General features: G+C 59.8%; 15 protein-coding genes. 4 read left to right on the top strand and 11 right to left on the bottom strand.

Annotation, left to right across the window (positions count from 1 at the left end; translation table 11 throughout):
• Positions 1-46: 46 nt before the first annotated feature.
• From VF285_RS07815 to VF285_RS07790, 6 genes are all read right to left on the bottom strand, one after another.
• Positions 47-1,015: a 2-hydroxyacid dehydrogenase gene (locus tag VF285_RS07815; RefSeq protein WP_346952060.1), complete on the bottom strand. Its 969-nt coding sequence runs from the start codon at positions 1,013-1,015 to the stop codon at positions 47-49.
• Between the two features lie 39 nt (positions 1,016-1,054).
• Positions 1,055-2,953 (bottom strand): TRAP transporter large permease subunit, encoded by a 1,899-nt coding sequence (locus VF285_RS07810; protein ID WP_346952059.1) that lies wholly within the window; start codon positions 2,951-2,953, stop codon positions 1,055-1,057.
• Entirely contained in the window at positions 2,950-3,933 is a 984-nt protein-coding gene (locus tag VF285_RS07805; RefSeq protein WP_346952058.1) for a TRAP transporter substrate-binding protein, read from the bottom strand. Before VF285_RS07805 ends, VF285_RS07810 begins: the two co-directional genes overlap by 4 nt.
• 113 nt (positions 3,934-4,046) lie before the next feature.
• Positions 4,047-5,165: a maleylacetate reductase gene (locus VF285_RS07800; RefSeq protein ID WP_346952057.1), complete on the bottom strand. Its 1,119-nt coding sequence runs from the start codon at positions 5,163-5,165 to the stop codon at positions 4,047-4,049.
• A 25-nt stretch (positions 5,166-5,190) separates the two neighbouring features.
• Entirely contained in the window at positions 5,191-6,405 is a 1,215-nt protein-coding gene (dgoD, locus tag VF285_RS07795; RefSeq protein ID WP_346952056.1) for a galactonate dehydratase, read from the bottom strand.
• A 154-nt stretch (positions 6,406-6,559) separates the two neighbouring features.
• On the bottom strand, positions 6,560-7,450 hold the full coding sequence (locus VF285_RS07790; RefSeq protein WP_346952055.1) for a LysR family transcriptional regulator: 891 nt from the start codon (positions 7,448-7,450) through the stop codon (positions 6,560-6,562).
• Positions 7,451-7,631: 181 nt separating this feature from the next.
• Between VF285_RS07790 and argS the strand changes: the two genes are divergently transcribed.
• Genes argS through VF285_RS07775 form a run of 3 tightly spaced genes read left to right on the top strand, consistent with a single transcriptional unit; the run spans position 7,632 to position 10,728 of the window.
• Positions 7,632-9,314 carry an arginine--tRNA ligase gene (gene argS / locus VF285_RS07785; RefSeq protein ID WP_346952054.1) on the top strand — a complete coding sequence of 561 codons (1,683 nt, stop codon included), beginning with the start codon at positions 7,632-7,634 and terminating at the stop codon, positions 9,312-9,314.
• Positions 9,315-9,317: 3 nt separating this feature from the next.
• Positions 9,318-10,082, top strand: a complete 765-nt coding sequence (locus VF285_RS07780; RefSeq protein WP_346952053.1) for an SPOR domain-containing protein — start codon at positions 9,318-9,320, stop codon at positions 10,080-10,082.
• 19 nt (positions 10,083-10,101) lie between these two features.
• A complete protein-coding gene (locus VF285_RS07775) occupies positions 10,102-10,728 on the top strand; it encodes a thiol:disulfide interchange protein DsbA/DsbL (protein ID WP_346952052.1) in 627 nt (208 codons plus the stop codon).
• A gap of 13 nt (positions 10,729-10,741) precedes the next feature.
• Here VF285_RS07775 and VF285_RS07770 read toward each other — a convergent pair whose 3' ends face one another.
• Positions 10,742-10,999 carry a hypothetical protein gene (locus VF285_RS07770; RefSeq protein ID WP_346952051.1) on the bottom strand — a complete coding sequence of 86 codons (258 nt, stop codon included), beginning with the start codon at positions 10,997-10,999 and terminating at the stop codon, positions 10,742-10,744.
• A gap of 162 nt (positions 11,000-11,161) precedes the next feature.
• Between VF285_RS07770 and VF285_RS07765 the strand changes: the two genes are divergently transcribed.
• On the top strand, positions 11,162-11,905 hold the full coding sequence (locus tag VF285_RS07765) for an enoyl-CoA hydratase/isomerase family protein (RefSeq protein WP_346952050.1): 744 nt from the start codon (positions 11,162-11,164) through the stop codon (positions 11,903-11,905).
• A gap of 26 nt (positions 11,906-11,931) precedes the next feature.
• Here the strand turns inward: VF285_RS07765 and VF285_RS07760 are convergent, their stop codons facing one another.
• From VF285_RS07760 to VF285_RS07745, 4 genes are all read right to left on the bottom strand, one after another.
• Entirely contained in the window at positions 11,932-13,047 is a 1,116-nt protein-coding gene (locus VF285_RS07760; protein WP_346952049.1) for a sn-glycerol-3-phosphate ABC transporter ATP-binding protein UgpC, read from the bottom strand.
• A gap of 68 nt (positions 13,048-13,115) precedes the next feature.
• Complete coding sequence (locus tag VF285_RS07755) at positions 13,116-14,321, bottom strand: CoA transferase (RefSeq protein WP_346952048.1); 1,206 nt, start codon at positions 14,319-14,321, stop codon at positions 13,116-13,118.
• 22 nt (positions 14,322-14,343) lie between these two features.
• The gene (locus VF285_RS07750) at positions 14,344-15,216 is read right to left on the bottom strand and encodes a carbohydrate ABC transporter permease (RefSeq protein WP_346952047.1); all 873 of its coding nucleotides are present in this window, start codon (positions 15,214-15,216) and stop codon (positions 14,344-14,346) included.
• Between the two features lie 44 nt (positions 15,217-15,260).
• Positions 15,261-16,160, bottom strand: coding sequence for a sugar ABC transporter permease (locus VF285_RS07745; protein ID WP_346952046.1), 900 nt, complete (start codon positions 16,158-16,160; stop codon positions 15,261-15,263).
• Between the last annotated feature and the right edge of the window lie 72 nt (positions 16,161-16,232).

The raw sequence follows: 16,232 nt of genomic DNA, 5'->3' as shown, positions 1-16,232 counted from the left end.
TCCTCGCAGTCTCCAAGAGCGGGGCACCCGTCGTAACTTCACCGCCTCACCTACTTCTTACGACATTGACGAGGGGCTCTCCTTTCAAAAGACGAGTGATGTTTTGACCAATCACCGCATATCGTCTCGCAGGGAGCGAAGCCGACCACGCCGAACTATGCGGCGTTGCCACGACGTTAGGCAAGTCGAGCAGCGGTTCACCCGATGGTGGAACCGCCTGAGACTCGTCAGTGGGATACCGATACCAGACATCCAGGATGGCACCAGCTATCAGCCGATCACGTAGTGCAACATACAGGGCATGTTCATCAGCAATAGGGGCACGCGATACATTGATGAACACCGAAGTCGATTTCATCCGTGCAAACGCCTGCTCACCGAACAGCCCCTTCGTGCTATCGGTCAGTGGACACGTAACTGCAATGAAATCTGCCTGCGGCAGCACCTTGCCAAAATCCTTAGCCAGATAAAACCCATCAACCTCATTCGCGTAGGTAGACGTACCGTCTACTGCGATAACTCGTACGCCAAAGACCCTCGCACGCCGGGCGATGGCTCGGCCAATGCGGCCCAGGCCTATCAGAGCCAGAGTCTTCCCATATAACTCACCATGGGGCTGGCGATGGCGATAGCGGTCCGACCACGTCCGAGCGGTGAAACCAATACGCATCTCGCGAGAGCGTATCTCCCATTCGAGCATGCTCAACATGACGAATTCGGCAATCGGGATTTCATGCTCGAACACATTGCAGACCGTACAGCTATCAGGGACGTTCCCCAGATCTATCCCGTCGAGTCCCGCACCAGGCACATGGAGCAGCCGAAAATCAGGCATCACTCCCCCGGTACGAGTGAATCTCAGCGAGACCACGCAATCTTCTGCACCAACCTGGCTGTCAAACGTATCCGTATAAGCGGCCTCTCTGGGCCAAGGGACCAATTCGACACTGTCGGGAATATGTACGGCAAGCTGCGCAATGTGGCTAGCCGCCTCGCCCACCATAAAGACCTTCACGTTTCGTTCTCCCAGCCATGATGGCTCCAATAGAGCATCTCATTTGATGAATCCAGTGGAAATCCATGGCACTGCCGCAATAATGATGACCCCCACCAGCAGGGCAAGCATGTATCGGCCTATAGAATGAAGCCCAGCATCTGGTGATATGCGACCAATCGCCGAGGCAACGTAATACCCAACTCCGAAGGGCGGCGTGAATAGACCCATGCCCATTGCCAGAATGGCAACCATCGCATAGTGCACTTCATTAATTCCCACATCCCTCGCGATGGGAAACAGCAACGGGCCGAACAAGACAATCGCGGGAACACCTTCAAGAACGCTGCCCAATATGGCAAACATGACGATTGATACTGCCATGAAGCTAACTGCTCCGCCGGGCAACTCAGTCAGGGCATTAGCCAACCCCACTGAGAATCCCGAGCGGGTCAGGCACCAGGCCATACCGTTGGCACACCCAATGATCAGCAAGACCGCACCTGAAAGCGACGCAGTTTCCACCAGCATGGGGATCATGCGTGACCAGTCGAAGCAGCGATAGACGAACAGCCCGACGAGAAACGTGTAGGCAATCCCTATTGTGGAAACTTCTGTCGCGGTCGCCACACCGCTGACCACCGCGTAGCGAATCAGAAAAGGCAGCGCCAGCGCGGGAATAGCAACTACCAGTGACGTCGTGATCTCGCGTCTGCCTGCCTTCCTCACATTCGAAAGATCTTCATGGCGATAGCGTGTCCACACCACGCCACACAACACAATGGCCACCACCAGACCAGGCAATAACCCGCCCGTAAAGAGCGCTGCGATCGACACCCCGGTAACCGAACCGATCGTGATCAGGACGATACTGGGAGGGATCGTTTCAGTTTGTGCCGACGTCGCAGCCAGAAGTGCCAGTAAATCGCCGTCCTTAGCACCCCGCTTTTTCATCTCTGGGAAAAGCGCAGGTACGACTGCCGCCATGTCTGCTGCCTTGGAGCCCGAAATACCCGATACAAGGTACATCGCGCCCACCAGCACATAGGCGAGACCGCCTCGTCGGTGGCCAATCAAACTGGCAAGAAAATCAACCATCTTCCTGGCCATGCCCGTCATTTCCATCAGCAAGCCCAGGAACACGAACAAAGGAATGGCCAAGAGAACCAGATCCGACATCCCCTCATCCATGCGCCCCACGACGATCGTCAACGGCACACGGGTAGTCAAGGCCAAATAACCAAAAGTCGCCAAACCGAACGCAAAGGCAATCGGCACGCCGATCAGGACGGAAAACACGACCACGCCCAGAAAGAAAATCAGCAGATTGAGGTTTCCCAGGTGGGCCAGTACGGGGTGTAACAGATAAAACCCACCCACGATGATCGCGACGGCCCCCAACGCTCCCAACGCATTTTTCACGCTTCCACTGCGCGTCAGCCGAACGATCCCCAGGAGAATCATCAAGACGACACCAGAGGGAAGTGCCGCCGCGCGCCAGCTCCCAGACAACTCTAGAGCGGGGCTGGTAAATGCATTTTGCCCAACGGCATACGACACGGAAGGCACAGCCAACATGACGAGAAAGACCAGCGCCGCGCCAACCGCCAGCACGTCCAGAAAAGTTCTCAATTCAGCCGGGGCACGAGCAATCAGCGCGGTCATCCTCATGTGCTCTCCGCGTTGCAAGGCCACCACGGAGCCCATCATGGCCAACCACAGGAACAAAAGAGAGGCTGCCTCATCCATCCACACAATCGGAGAATGCAACACGAAACGCGCCACGATCCCGACAAAGAGGCTCACCACCTCCAAAATGACAAGCAGAGAAACCAAATACTCGACACCACGCGCCAAGAAGCGTTCGAGAACCCCGGCGCAAGTTGAAAACAGCGCCTTTTCTTGCGCACCGCCACCAGCCTCCCGCGATCGCTCATCAACCGCAGGATCCCGCGTCATGTGAGTTGCCCCGCCGACGCTTCCAACGCATCCCAGGCCTGCGCCCCGAATTTCTTCTTCCAATCATTGTAGAAACCTGCTTTGCGCACCTCTTCCTGGAACGGCGCGACGTCAACTTCATTGAACTTCAGACCCTTCTTCTGCAGGCTACCCTGCAGCGACGCATTCAGTTTCGCGATGTCATCACGCTGCACCGGAGCCATCTCGTTAAATGCCCCACTCACCACTTTTTGCAGATCAGCCGGCAAGGCCTGCCAAGAACCTGCGTTGACAACGATCCAGATTCCGTCCCAGATATGGTTTGTCAATGAGCAATATTTTTGCACCTCATAAAACTTCGTGGTGTCGGTAACCACCAGAGGGTTCTCCTGCCCGTCCACCACTCCAGTCTGTAGTGCGGTATAAACCTCTTTCAAATTGATGCCGGTCGGCGAAGCCTTTAGCGCTTTGAACAAAGACACATACAAGGGGCTGACCGGTACGCGAATTTTCATGGCCACGAAATCGGCAGGCGTACGAATTGGTTTAGTACTGGTGGTGGTCTCTCGGAACCCGTTGTCCCAGACCTTATCCAAAGCATGCAGCCCTTTCTTGGCAAAGGCACCACGCACGTATTCCCCAACGCTCCCGTCCATGGCTGACCAGACCGCTTGGTAATTCGAGAAAGCAAATCCGACGCCACTTAGCCCTGCGCCAGGCACCAAGGTGGACATGATGATGCCCCCCGTGCTGAACATATCGATGGCCCCCGAGTGGACTTGCGACAGCAAATCCGTATCTCCCCCGAGTTGGCTATTCGGAAACACCGAAATATTGAGACGGCCCCCAGTTTCTTTCTTGATGCGAGCAGCCACCTGAACGGCTCTGACGTTCAGGGGGTGAGTCGACGGAAAGCCGTGCCCGAATTGCCAATTGAAGGTTTCTGCAGCGTACACAGGCGTTACCGCGACTCCCAAAGCGGCAGAACCCACCACACTCATGAATTTCCTGCGAGAGATACCCATCGAAAGTTCCTCCTCTGGAACACATTTCACCTACTTCAGCATATGAAGCCCGCAAAGTACCTAGTCACGGTTCACGCACTCTCCAGCCTCTAGATTCGCGTACTGGACGATTCAGGGCGAGCCCCTACCCACGCCGCCTGCAAGATTTCCCGAACGGCCGGCAGAGTGACTGGGCCCGGATTCATGCTATTGTCCGTTTCCACAGTGATGCGTGCGGCCTCTTCGATCTGCCCACCGTCCAAGCCTGTACCCTGCAATCCGGGCGTAATTCCCAGGCGATGCAGCAGATCGTAGACTGCCCCCCCGAGATCCCCTCCCCCCAAAGCATCTGCAATGAGCCCAAGCCATTCGGATTCATACCTGCTGTTGTACTCGGCCACGTACGGCAGCACCAAGGCATGTGAATCACCGTGAGGGATGCCAAACGTACCGCCGAGCACGTGTGCGGCCCCATGCTGCAGCGCAAACCCGCCTGTTAACGCAACCCCCCCCAGGTAAGCGCCATAAAGGAGCGCCGAACGTGCCTGCAAATCATCAGGCCGGTCGATTACTTCCGGTGCCGCCCCGGCAATCACGCGCGCACCCTCAACAGCAGCCAACTTCGTGAAGGGATTTGCCGTCGGTACATATACAACGTCAATGCAGTGCGCCAGCGCGTTCATCGCACTGGCCGCGCTGACATGCACCGGCAGGCTGCGAGTCAATGCTGGATCGTAAATGATCGAATGAGCCAGCATGTTGAGATCAATGTGCATGCGTTTTACGCCATTGATCGTGATGCCACAGAATCCCGTCACTTCCGAGCCAGAATAAGTAGTTGGAACGGCAACAATGGGCAAACCCAACGCCAGCGAGATACCCTTGCCCAGCCCAATGGCGGCACCCCCTCCAGCGCTCACGATGCAATCCGCACCTTGTTCCAATACCGTGGCGCGCGCTTCCTCGGCCAATTCGACAGGAACCTGCGAAACTGCCTTGGCCAAGACGCCAACGCACAGATCTTTCAGCATCTCCCGTATCTGCTCACCAAGGGCGACACGGCCTGGCGTCGTCACCACCACAGCCCGTTTCCCCCCCAAGGCCATGACCTCATCACGCACTCGCGCCAACATGCCCGCGCCAAACAGGACACGAGGCGGCGTAGCGTTATACACGCCCCCGGGGCAAAAGAAGTTCATCATCCCTTTGTTCGTCCAATCAGTACTCATTTTCCACAACCCCTAGCTTCATCGCTTACCAATTCGCGATAGTGCCGTCCGCCAATACGGCATTTCGAGCATGAATGACCTCCGGTTTGAAAGGATGCCTGGCGGCCTGCGTCTCATCGATCTCCACCCCCAATCCTGGCTCAAGCGGTACCGCCCAATAGGCGCCAGTTCGATGCAGAGGGCCTCGCACGACATCGTCATACCAAGGGACAGCCCCACTCATTTCTTCCTGGATCAGGAAATTCGGAGTCGACACTGCAAAATGCAACGCTGCCGCCCCAGCCAATGGACCGTTAGGATTGTGAGGGGCGACGCCGACCAATTCTGCGTCGGCAAGTGCAGCAATCCGTTTCCCCTCGAGTAAGCCGCCTGTATGATTGAGGTCGGGCTGCACTATATTCACGGCCTTCGCCCGGAGTACTGGCAGGAACTCCCTCAAACCAATCAACCGCTCACCTGCCGCAATCGGACAAGGAGAATTCTCCGCAATCCGAGCCAGAGCCTCAGTATCACCCGGCGGAACAGGCTCTTCGCAAAACATCGGGTGATACGGGGCAAGCTCTCTAATGAAGTTCATTGCAGAGCTGATGGATGAAGGTCGCCCGTGAAAATCGACCATGATATCGACGTCATCTCCGACAGCCAAACGCAAGGTTTGCATCAATTCGCCGACATGCTTTCGAGCCGCAGACGATTCCACATGGTTGCCATATGGAATGAATACAACCTTTACGGCATCGTAACCTAGCGCCACGACTTTCTGTGCTCGCTCACGAAGCTCACCCGCGTCAAAAGTTTCATAGACTGCCTTCATGTTACCCAAACCAAGGTGGGTATAGAGTCGCACCTTCTCCCGCACTCTGCCACCCAAGAGACTCCAGACTGGAACCTGGTGAATCTTCCCGAGAATATCCCATAGCGCGTGCTCGATACCGCTGATCGCAGTACAACCTATAATTCCAAGCCGATAATAGCTATGCTTGTGCATGATCTGAAGGCATCGCTCGATATCACGGGGATCCACCCCAATCAGTAGCGGTGCCAGATCGTCCACAGCTCCAGTTACGGCATGCGTTTTCCAATTCAGGCTTGCTTCACCCCAACCAAACAGGCCATCTTGATTGGTAATCACTTTGACAAAAATCCAGTTACGCATTTCTGCGTTGACGACTAGCGTCTGAATCTGCCGTATCCTGACATTGGAGCCATCATTTAGACAGCCCTCTTGATAAGTCTCCATCGCGTTCCGTCCAACTATCAATTTGTCGACTGAACATCTGTTTTTTTAAATTATCTTGGAACGCAGAGAAAATATCCAATTGTTATTTTGTCTCATTTAATAATTTTTTATTATCGTGAGGCCCATAACAAGACGCCATGGCAAAACTGATCAACTAGCCCATTTCCTTCCCCACCGCCTCGGCCTCTTCAATGAATGCCTGCACCGTTGGTGACATATCGCTGACATGGTAGGCAACGCCCAACGGCAGGCTGGGAGCGGGCCCATCGAGCCGGCGGTAAACCACTCCTGGCCGCTGCAACTGCTGCAACGCAGAAGCGATGAAACCGATGCCGAAATTTGATGCGGCCAAGGCAATGATCGATTGAGCAGGCGACGCTTCCAAAATCACCTTTGGGCTGAATCCCGCATCCTGGCACAGACTGATGATCCGATCGTAGAGCTGGGGCCCAATTTCGCGGGGAAAGATGATGAACTGCTCGCCGGCGAGGTCTCGCAAAGAAAGCACCGGGCGGCGGGCCAGGGGATTGCGTTCGGACAGGACGATATTAAAGTTGGTCGTAGCGATGATCTTGTAGGCAAGAGAGGGATCATCCAAGGGTGGATGTCCAATGCCAACCTGTATATCCCCGTTGCGCAGGGCCTCCTCTTGTTCAGCCATCGTCATTTCACGGACAACCACGCCCACTTCGGGCAATCGCTGATTGAAGCGCTCGATAATTTCGGGAAAAACAATGTAAAGGGCGGAAACCGTGATCCCTACGACCAGCTGCCCCACTTCGCCTCTGTCGACACGCCTCGCGAGCGCCACGGCCTGGTCCATGTCACGGACTAGTTTTCTTGCCTGATCGAGAAACACCTCGCCCGACCGCGTCAAAGACACCTGACGGTGATTGCGGTACACAAGCTGCACCTGGAGATGCTGCTCCAACTGGCGCAACTGCTGCGAAAGCGCCGGTTGCGTCAAGTGACATCGGGCTGCAGCCCGATGGAAATGCAGTTCTTCTGCAAGTGCAATGAAGCATTCGAGGCGGCGACGGTCCATGGAAAGATCATACCGTCACAGCGACATCGTCAGGGTAGCTGGCGGTAGCCCGTTACGTGCCACAGTTGCTTTGGCCATCCAGCGCGCCGCCCCTGAATCGGGCTATCATTTCGGGATATCTCGACCCGCACGTCCTCTTTTTTGCAAGACGGCACGCCGCCACCTCCTTCACATCGAATTCATGCTACCAGAGCAACACGCCCAGCTCATCGCCCTTTTGCACGCCGTCGTCCAGACACTGGTCCCCGATCTCAGCCCGGACATCACCCTGGAGCGGCCCAAGGTGGCTGCGCATGGCGACGTCGCCTGCAACGTGGCCATGCAGCTCGCCCGTACGGCGCGGCGCAACCCACGCGAACTCGCGCAGGCCATCGTCGACGGCCTGCTCGCGCAACCGGGGGCGCAAGCCCTCGTGGCCCAGGCCGAAGTCGCCGGGCCGGGCTTCATCAACTTTCGCCTGTCTGCGGCCGCACACCAGGCGGTGCTCGAGGCCATCCGCACGCAGGGCGAGCACTACGGCTGGCAGCCCGCCGGCGATCGCCAGATTCTGGTGGAATTCGTCTCGGCCAACCCCACGGGGCCGCTGCACGTGGGCCATGCGCGCCAGGCGGCGCTTGGGGACTCCATCTGCCGGCTCTTCACGACACAAGGGGCTCGCGTCACGCGCGAGTTCTACTACAACGACGCCGGCAACCAGATCCACAACCTGGCCATCAGCGTGCAAGCGCGAGGGCGCGGGATCACGCCGGACGACCCGGCCTTTCCGGCCGATGGCTACAAGGGTGATTACATCCAGGACATCGCCGCCGATTACCTGGCGCACGCCACCGTGCAGGCCAGCGATGGCGAACCCATCCAGGCGGCGGGCGACCTCGACGACCTCGAAGCCATTAGACGTTTTTCGGTCGCTTACCTGCGCCGCGAGCAAGATCTGGATCTGCAGGCCTTCGACCTGAAGTTCGACAACTATTATCTCGAAAGCTCGCTGTATTCCAGTGGGCGCGTCGAACGCACGGTTCAGGCGCTGATCGCCGCCGGCTACACCTACGAAAAAGACGGCGCCCTCTGGCTGCGCACCACCGACCTGGGCACGGGCGACGACAAAGACCGCGTGATGCGCAAGTCTGAAGGCGGCTACACGTACTTCGTTCCCGACGTCGCCTATCACGTCGCCAAGTGGGAACGCGGTTTCCACACGGCCATCAATATCCAGGGCAGCGACCACCACGGCACCGTGGCGCGCGTACGCGCCGGCCTGCAAGGGCTCAAGCTCGGCATCCCGGCCGACTATCCTGCCTACGTGCTGCACAAAATGGTGCGCGTGATGCGCGACGGTGCCGAAGTCAAGATTTCCAAGCGGGCCGGCAGCTACGTCACCCTGCGCGACCTCATCGACTGGGTGGGTCGTGACGCCGTGCGCTTCTTCCTGGCACAGCGCCGTGCCGATTCCGAATTCACCTTCGACATCGACCTGGCGCTCTCGCACAGTGAAGAAAACCCGGTCTATTACATCCAGTATGCCCACGCGCGCATCCACTCGGTGCTGCGCCAGCACGAAACCACCCTGGACATCGCCACAGCCGACCCGGCCCCGCTTACGGCACCGACCGAAATCGCGCTGATGCAGCGCCTGGCTGAATACCCCAGCATGCTGACCCAGGCCGCGCACGAACTCGCCCCCCACCAGGTGGCATTCTGGCTGCGCGACTGCGCCGCCGACTTCCACGCCTGGTACAACAGCGAGCGCATCCGCGTCGATGACGATCACCTGAGCGCAGCACGACTGCGACTGGCGCAGGCCACCGCACAGGTGATTGCCAATGGCCTGAGCCTGCTGGGTGTCAGCGCGCCGGACCGGATGTAGACCATGGCCCGCAAGAAAGCGTCGCGCAAAGGCAGTACCTGGTCCGGCTTGTTCCTGGGCATCGTCCTGGGAGTCGCTGCCGCCGTGGCTGTGGCGCTCTACGTCACCAAGGCGCCCATGCCCTTCAAGGACAAGGCCAGCCGCAGCATTCCCAGCACCCTGCTGCCCGACGTGGGCCATGCCCCCGATCCCAACATCGCCCTCTACGGCGAAAACGGCCCTGCCGGCACGCGCTCGGCGGCCCAGGGGGGCAGTACCAACAATCCGCCTGCGCCGGCCCCGGAACCCGGGCAGACACAGAGCCCTGACGCCATTGGCCAACTCATCTCTGGCATCGACAACAAGCCGGGCACCGTTCCTGCCGGCAAACCGGCCACCATTGTGGCATCGGCCAAGCCCGCACTGACCCCACCCCCCATGCCGGCGCCCACCGAAAGAGCAGAAAAGCCGGCAAGCAAGCCGGCCTCACATCGGGCCAGCAGTCTGCCCATGCCTCCGCCGGCCCCCCCGGCTCCGGTTCACCGCTCGGCCAACACACAAACCACCTATTACTTGCAGACGGGTGCCTTCCGCTCCCGGGACGAAGCCGAAGCCATGCTGGCACGCGTCGTCCTGCTGGGGCTGCCGGTACACGTCGAAGCCGGGCAAGCCAATGGCTCGCCCATCAACCGGGTTCGTGTCGGCCCCTTCAAAGGCATAGACGACATGAACCGTGCTCGTACCAAGCTGGGCGACGACAAGATCGAATCCACGGTCGTCCGTCCCTGACTGGTCTTTCAGGAGTCCCATGATGAACACGCTGTTTTCCCGCATCGCCTCAGGCCTGGTCCTGGGCCTGGCGGCCCTTGCCATGACCCCCGCCCACGCAGCAGGCTTCCAGACACTGGACCCCGTCCAGCCCTCCGACTACCCTGGCAAGGTCGAGGTGCTCGAGTTCTACGCTTATTCGTGCCCGCACTGCAATGCTGTCGAGCCGCTGGTCATCCAATGGCTCAAGACGGCGCCCAAGGACATGGTGTTCAAGTACGTGCCGGTCGCCTTCAACGCCAGCATGCAGGACCAGCAGAAGCTCTACTACACGCTGGAAGCCATGGATCGGCTCGACCTGCACATGGCCGTCTTCAACGCCATCCACAAAGAGCACAAGCAGATCTTCACCGAGCCCCAGATCATCGACTGGGCGGTATCGCAAGGCCTGGATCGCAAGACCTTCACCGACACCTTCAATTCATTTGGCGTACAGACCAAGGTCAAGCGTGCGGATGAACTCACCAAGGCCTACAAGATCGACGGCACCCCCACCTTCGCCATCGGCGGCAAATACCTGACCTCACCGGCCAGCATGAACAGCTACCAAGGCGCCGTGGATGAAACCGACAAGCTGGTGAAGCAGCTACTGGCGGAAAAGAAGTAGCAGACAGGGGCGGTCACCTCTGAGGCGAAACATCGCCGCCGCCCCAGAATCGGAAATGTTCAAGCACCTGCGCACGCTCGGCGCCGCCATGCCGCAGCAGCAGCGTGAGCAACGCCTTGGCCTTGAGGCCATCCAGCCAGCCCGCGCGGATCAGGCCCCGGCGCTGCAAATCGATTTCACTTCCCGGGAAACCGTAGGTCTGCGCCAAGGTCTCGCCAGAGCCTGTCCGTGACGCCAGCGCCACGGACGTACCGGGCGACCCCGTTCCCATCTCTGCCGTGCAGGTGCATGGGCCGCTGGTACCGTACGGCGCACGAATCCTGTCCGACTGCTGGGCCGTGGCGCCATAATCCCCAAAATCTGACCGGGCTCCACCACGAAAATGCTGTACCCTGAACTAGTGCTGCCGACGCAGCGACAGGGATTGCCGTCCATGCATTACGTCCATATCGATCGCCGCGAATCCGTGGCGATCGTCACGCTCGACCGACCTGAACGGCGCAACGCGCTCGGCTCCGAACTGCTCTCTGGCCTCATCGCCGCGTTTGCGCAGTTGTCCACCGAGGCGGCTGTCGGGGCGATCGTGCTCGACGGCGCGGGCAAAGGCTTTTGCGCCGGGGCGGATCTCAAGGAATTCTCGGGCGACGACCGTGACGCCGTTTCGCGCCTGAATCTCGTCATGGGCGCCTTCGTGCGCTCGATCCCACTGATGTCCAAGCCGGTCATCGCTGCCGTGGACGGTTTCGCGCTGGGCGGCGGCCTGATGCTCGCGATATCCTGCGATCTGGTGGTGACCAGTCCGCAGGCGCGCTGGGGGCTGCCGGAAGTGTCACTTGGATGGTTGCCTGGCTTTGGCCTAAGCACGCTCGTGGACCGCGTCGGCCTCGTCAAGGCGCGGCGCATTGCGTTTGGCGCCGAACCATTCAATGGCACGGAGGCCGTCGCCATCGGGCTCGCCGACATCCTGAGCGGCGAACAGTCGGCGCTCGACACAGCGCTGTCCCATGCGCAGAAGCTGGCAGCGCTACCGGCGCGTGCAGTCGGCTCCGTCAAGCATTACTTCTCGCTCATGACGCGCAATGCCGAGACGATGGACGTGTTTGCCAATCGCGTGTATGCGCAGGATGCCGAGAGTCCCGAGGCACTCGACACGATGCGCGCACGGCGCGAAAAGTAAAAGTAGGAGCAAGCGCGGCCCGACACTTACCCGGGAAGGCAGGAATCGTCCTGAAGATCGATCCCCTTCAGGAGCAGGCCATCCCCCGCATCGAACAGGTACAGCCTGTCGGCGCTGCAGCCAATAGTCACCGTATCGCCCATCGCAATTCTTCGGCCAGGCTCGATCTGAGCCGTCACGACGGTCTTTCCCACCCGAACCTGCATCAGGGTGAAAGCGCCTAGGGGCTCGATGACCTCGACTGTGCCGGTCAGTCGGCGGGAAGAATCCTCCTGTCGCGACAAGTGCAAGTGCTCAGGGCGTATCCCGACGCAGATCTGCGCACGGTCCTTCGCGGCCGCGCGACCAGCCTCGTCCAGCGTCAGCACGAAATCCTCGCCGCCCGCCTTGTCGCCATCCAATGTGGCGTCCAGAAGGTTCATGGACGGCGTCCCGATGAAACCTGCGACGAACCGATTGGCGGGCCGCTGATACAGATTGTTGGGGGTATCGATCTGCTGGACCAGCCCGTCGCGCATCACGGCAACGCGCTGTCCCATGGTCATCGCCTCAGTCTGGTCGTGCGTCACGTAGAAGGTGGTGACTCCCAGGTTGCGGTGCAACTTGATGATCTCGGCGCGCATGTCCACGCGCAGCTTGGCGTCCAGGTTGGAGAGCGGTTCGTCCATAAGGAAGACTTGCGGCTGACGCACGATCGCGCGACCGAGCGCGACGCGCTGGCGCTGCCCGCCCGAGAGCTCACGCGGCTTGCGCTCCAGCAGTGGTTCGATTCCAAGGACCTGTGCAACCTTGATCACACGCTCTTTGATGTCGGCCTTATCGAACTTCTTCAGCTTGAGAGAGAACCCCATGTTCTCGCGCACGCTCATGTGCGGGTAGAGCGCATAGCTCTGAAACACCATCGCAATGTCGCGGTCCTTGGGCTCGACGCCGTTGACGTTGCTCCCATCGATGAGAATGTCGCCCTGCGTATGGTCCTCCAGACCCGCGATCATGCGCATGGTCGTCGATTTGCCGCAGCCCGATGGCCCCACCAGGACGACGAATTCCCCGTCCTCGGTCACCAGGTTGAAGTCATCCACGGCAAGCGACGTGCTTCCCGGGTAGCGCTTTCCGACATGCCTCAGCTCAACGACTGCCATGAACTCTCACCTGAAATTGAATGAATCATCGAATTGCGGCTGGGTGTCCCAGGATATCGCCGCCCCAGTCATGCTTTCGTCCGCGCGAGCGCTGCCATGATCTCGGCCGTGTGCTCCCCCAATTGGGGCGCGCGCTGGCGTGGTTCGGTGTTCGTGTCCGAGAACCGGAAAGGCGTGGCGAGAATACGAATTTGGCCCAAGACTGGATCCTCCAGACTGACGAACGAGCGGCGTGAGCGGGCAAGCTCACTGTCGGGCACATTCTTGACAGGTTCGACCGGCCCCGCCGGGACACCGGCCGCTTTCAGGGCCTCGATCGTCTTGCGGGCCGACCCAAGGCCACGCGACCAGGTTTCGATGCGCTGGCGCACGACACCACGGGCCTCGATGCGCCGTGCATTGGTACCGAGATCCTCGGCGGAGGCCCCTAGCGCTTCATCCAGCAAGTGGCTGAGGCGACCCCACAGCACTTCGGTACCGGCCGCCAGTACGAAGGCCGCATCGGGCGCTTCGTAGACCCCGTAGGGAACCACCTGCGGGTGCTCGTTGCCGTTACGCGTCGGATTGACCTCTCCGCGTCCGACACAGACTTGCATGAGCGCGATGTCGTGGTAGGGCAGGCACGAATCGAACAGCGAGATATCAATGTACTCACCTGCTCCGCCTTGGCTCAGCTTCTTGTACAGCGCCGTCACGATGGCACCGTAGGCGTGGATCCCCGACGACACATCGGCCAGCGAGACGCCCAGCGGCAGCGGCGGGCCGCCCGCCTCGCCGTTCATGTCGATCACACCAGCCATGCCCTCGGCGATGATGCCCTGCCCCGCCTGCCCGGCAAGTGCTCCGCTGTTCCCGAACGCGGAAATCGAACACATGATGAGCTGTGGATTCAGCGTGCGCAGATCCCCGAAGCCGAGACCCTTGGCCGCCAGGCTTCCCGGCCGCATGTTCTCGACCACCACGTCGGCCTGCGCGGCCAGATCACGCACCAACGCCACGCCAGCTGCATTGCGCAAGTCAGCGACAATGCTTTTCTTACCGGCATTGAGCCAGGCAAAGTAGCCGCTGTGCCCGGGGCCGATCTGCGGCGGCAGGACCCGCGACGGGTCTCCCGCCGGGGATTCGACCTTGATCACTTCGGCCCCCATGTCCGCTAGCAGCCGCGTGCAATAGGGCCCGGCGAGAACCTGCGTAAGATCGATGACGCGTACGCCGACCAAGGGCCGGGTGTCCGGCGCCGCATCATGACCGGCGCCGCCGTGTGATGTGCTCATGTTCATATTTGCTCCTGGGGCTCTACCCCTTGACGGCGCCGGCGGTGGCGCCTGCCAGCACATAACGCTGAGCCAGCATGGAAAACAGCAAAACGGGCAGCACCACCAGGATGCCGGCGGCTGCCATCTCACCCCAGAAGATGTTGCCGTCCGCGATGAACCCGATGATGGTGACGGGGAGCGTCTGCGTGCGCTGCGACGTCAGGACCAGCGGGTACAGGAAATCGTTCCAGGCCTGCACGAAGTTGAAAACCACCGTTGCAAACAGGCCCGAACTGATCAGCGGCAGAGTGATGCGCATCATGGCGCCGAATCGCCCCAGCCCGTCGATCATGCCGCTTTCCTCGAGCGAGGCTGGCACCTGCCGGATAAAGCCGGTCATCATCCAGACGACAAAGGGCACCTGAAAAGTGCTCTCTGCGATGATCATGCCGGTATAGGTGTCGTTCAAGCCCAGGAAGCCAAATAGCCGGTACAGCGGCAGCACCAGCGAGACTGCCGGCACCATGCGGATGAGCAGGTACGCCGCCAGCAGCGCGTTTTCCCATTTGATGCGAAAGCGTGCAAAGCCGAATGCGGCAATAGTACCGAGGAAGGTGGACAACAACGTGGAACCCACCGCAATCACGACGCTGTTGACCGCAGCGTCGAAGAAATTGTGAATCCTGCCAGCCTGGTAGAGTGACGTGAGCTCGCCGCCAAAGCCCATCACGTTCTTGTAGTGATCAAGCGTAGGGGTGAAGACCCACGCGGGCGGAATCTGGAAGGTCTCGCTCCGATCCTTGAGTGACGTCAGCAGGAACCACACGACCGGCGCGAGCGAAAACACCAGCGCGACGCAGATCACGATGAGGGGAACCCTGCGTCGAAAGGCCTTCAAGCTGGCGGATAGCATCGGCACACCTCTTCAGAATCGTTCATTTGCGATCGGCGCTCCACTCACGCCACGTCACTACGCAGCACCGAGCGCACCATCGGGATCGCAACCACCATCGCGATGAGGATGAGCAACCACGACACGGCGGCGCCACGGCCGAAATCAAAGCGCTGAAACGCATCCACGTAGACCATGTAGCTGAGCGTCTCGGTCGCACTGCCCGGACCGCCATTGGTCAGGACGAAGATCACATCGAAGACTTTGAGCGACGTCAGGGCTCGCGTGAGTGCCACGACGAGCAGGACTGGCTTGATGAGCGGCAGCACCACCCAGCGCACCATCTGCATGGAGCTTGCACCATCGATCGATGCAGCGTCGATCACGTCGCCCGGCATGGATTCGAGTGCCGCAACGGCCGAGATGATGACGAACGGCGTCCATTGCCACAGGTCGACGCCAATGACCGACCAGAGTGCGACATCCGGGCTGCTGAGCCATGAGACGGGACCGATACCCACGACACTGAGCAGATAATTGAGAATGCCATAGCTGCGATCCATGATCAGCAGGTACATGAGCCCGATCACCACGGGCGGCACGCTGAACGGGATGATGAGCAACAGCCGTACCAGCTTGCGGCCGCGCGTGAGCTTGATGAGGAGCAGTGCGATGGCCGTGCCCAGGATCATCTCCGACACGACCGTCGCCCCGGTGTAGATCGCGGTGACCTTGACCGCATTCCAGAAGTTGGAGTCGGTCAGGACGTCGACATAGTTCCGCACACCATTGAAGTGCGGCGGCTGTACCGACGTCGCACGGTTGAACGTGAGACTCGTCCAGAACGAGTAGACGAGAGGCACCAGCGTCGTGACAGCGATGTAGATCAGGCCCGGGAGAATGAGCACGTAGGGAAACGCCCGCCGACGCCACGGTGGCTTGCGTTCGATGTCGGCATCGCGCATGGGGTCTTCTCTTCGTATCAGGGTTGTCTGGCGCAAAGGGGCGCGTTTACCGAAGCGGCTCCGGCACATCCG

Source organism: Castellaniella sp. (genome assembly GCF_036379515.1).
Taxonomy (GTDB): Bacteria; Pseudomonadota; Gammaproteobacteria; order Burkholderiales; family Burkholderiaceae_B; genus Castellaniella.
Note: the sequence above shows the minus strand (reverse complement) of the source record. Positions and strands in the feature narration are given on the sequence as shown.

Excerpts from the sequence above, each read along its gene's own strand:
- VF285_RS07810 (WP_346952059.1), bottom strand. The coding sequence starts at position 2,953 with ATGACGCGGGATCCTGCGGTTGATGAGCGATCGCGGGAGGCTGGTGGC.
- VF285_RS07805 (WP_346952058.1), bottom strand. The coding sequence starts at position 3,933 with ATGAGTGTGGTGGGTTCTGCCGCTTTGGGAGTCGCGGTAACGCCTGTG.
- VF285_RS07800 (WP_346952057.1), bottom strand. The coding sequence starts at position 5,165 with ATGAGTACTGATTGGACGAACAAAGGGATGATGAACTTCTTTTGCCCC.
- dgoD (WP_346952056.1), bottom strand. The coding sequence starts at position 6,405 with ATGGAGACTTATCAAGAGGGCTGTCTAAATGATGGCTCCAATGTCAGG.
- VF285_RS07790 (WP_346952055.1), bottom strand. The coding sequence starts at position 7,450 with ATGGACCGTCGCCGCCTCGAATGCTTCATTGCACTTGCAGAAGAACTG.
- argS (WP_346952054.1), top strand. The coding sequence starts at position 7,632 with ATGCTACCAGAGCAACACGCCCAGCTCATCGCCCTTTTGCACGCCGTC.
- VF285_RS07780 (WP_346952053.1), top strand. The coding sequence starts at position 9,318 with ATGGCCCGCAAGAAAGCGTCGCGCAAAGGCAGTACCTGGTCCGGCTTG.
- VF285_RS07775 (WP_346952052.1), top strand. The coding sequence starts at position 10,102 with ATGATGAACACGCTGTTTTCCCGCATCGCCTCAGGCCTGGTCCTGGGC.
- VF285_RS07770 (WP_346952051.1), bottom strand. The coding sequence starts at position 10,999 with ATGGGAACGGGGTCGCCCGGTACGTCCGTGGCGCTGGCGTCACGGACA.
- VF285_RS07765 (WP_346952050.1), top strand. The coding sequence starts at position 11,162 with ATGCATTACGTCCATATCGATCGCCGCGAATCCGTGGCGATCGTCACG.
- VF285_RS07760 (WP_346952049.1), bottom strand. The coding sequence starts at position 13,047 with ATGGCAGTCGTTGAGCTGAGGCATGTCGGAAAGCGCTACCCGGGAAGC.
- VF285_RS07755 (WP_346952048.1), bottom strand. The coding sequence starts at position 14,321 with ATGAGCACATCACACGGCGGCGCCGGTCATGATGCGGCGCCGGACACC.
- VF285_RS07750 (WP_346952047.1), bottom strand. The coding sequence starts at position 15,216 with ATGCTATCCGCCAGCTTGAAGGCCTTTCGACGCAGGGTTCCCCTCATC.
- VF285_RS07745 (WP_346952046.1), bottom strand. The coding sequence starts at position 16,160 with ATGCGCGATGCCGACATCGAACGCAAGCCACCGTGGCGTCGGCGGGCG.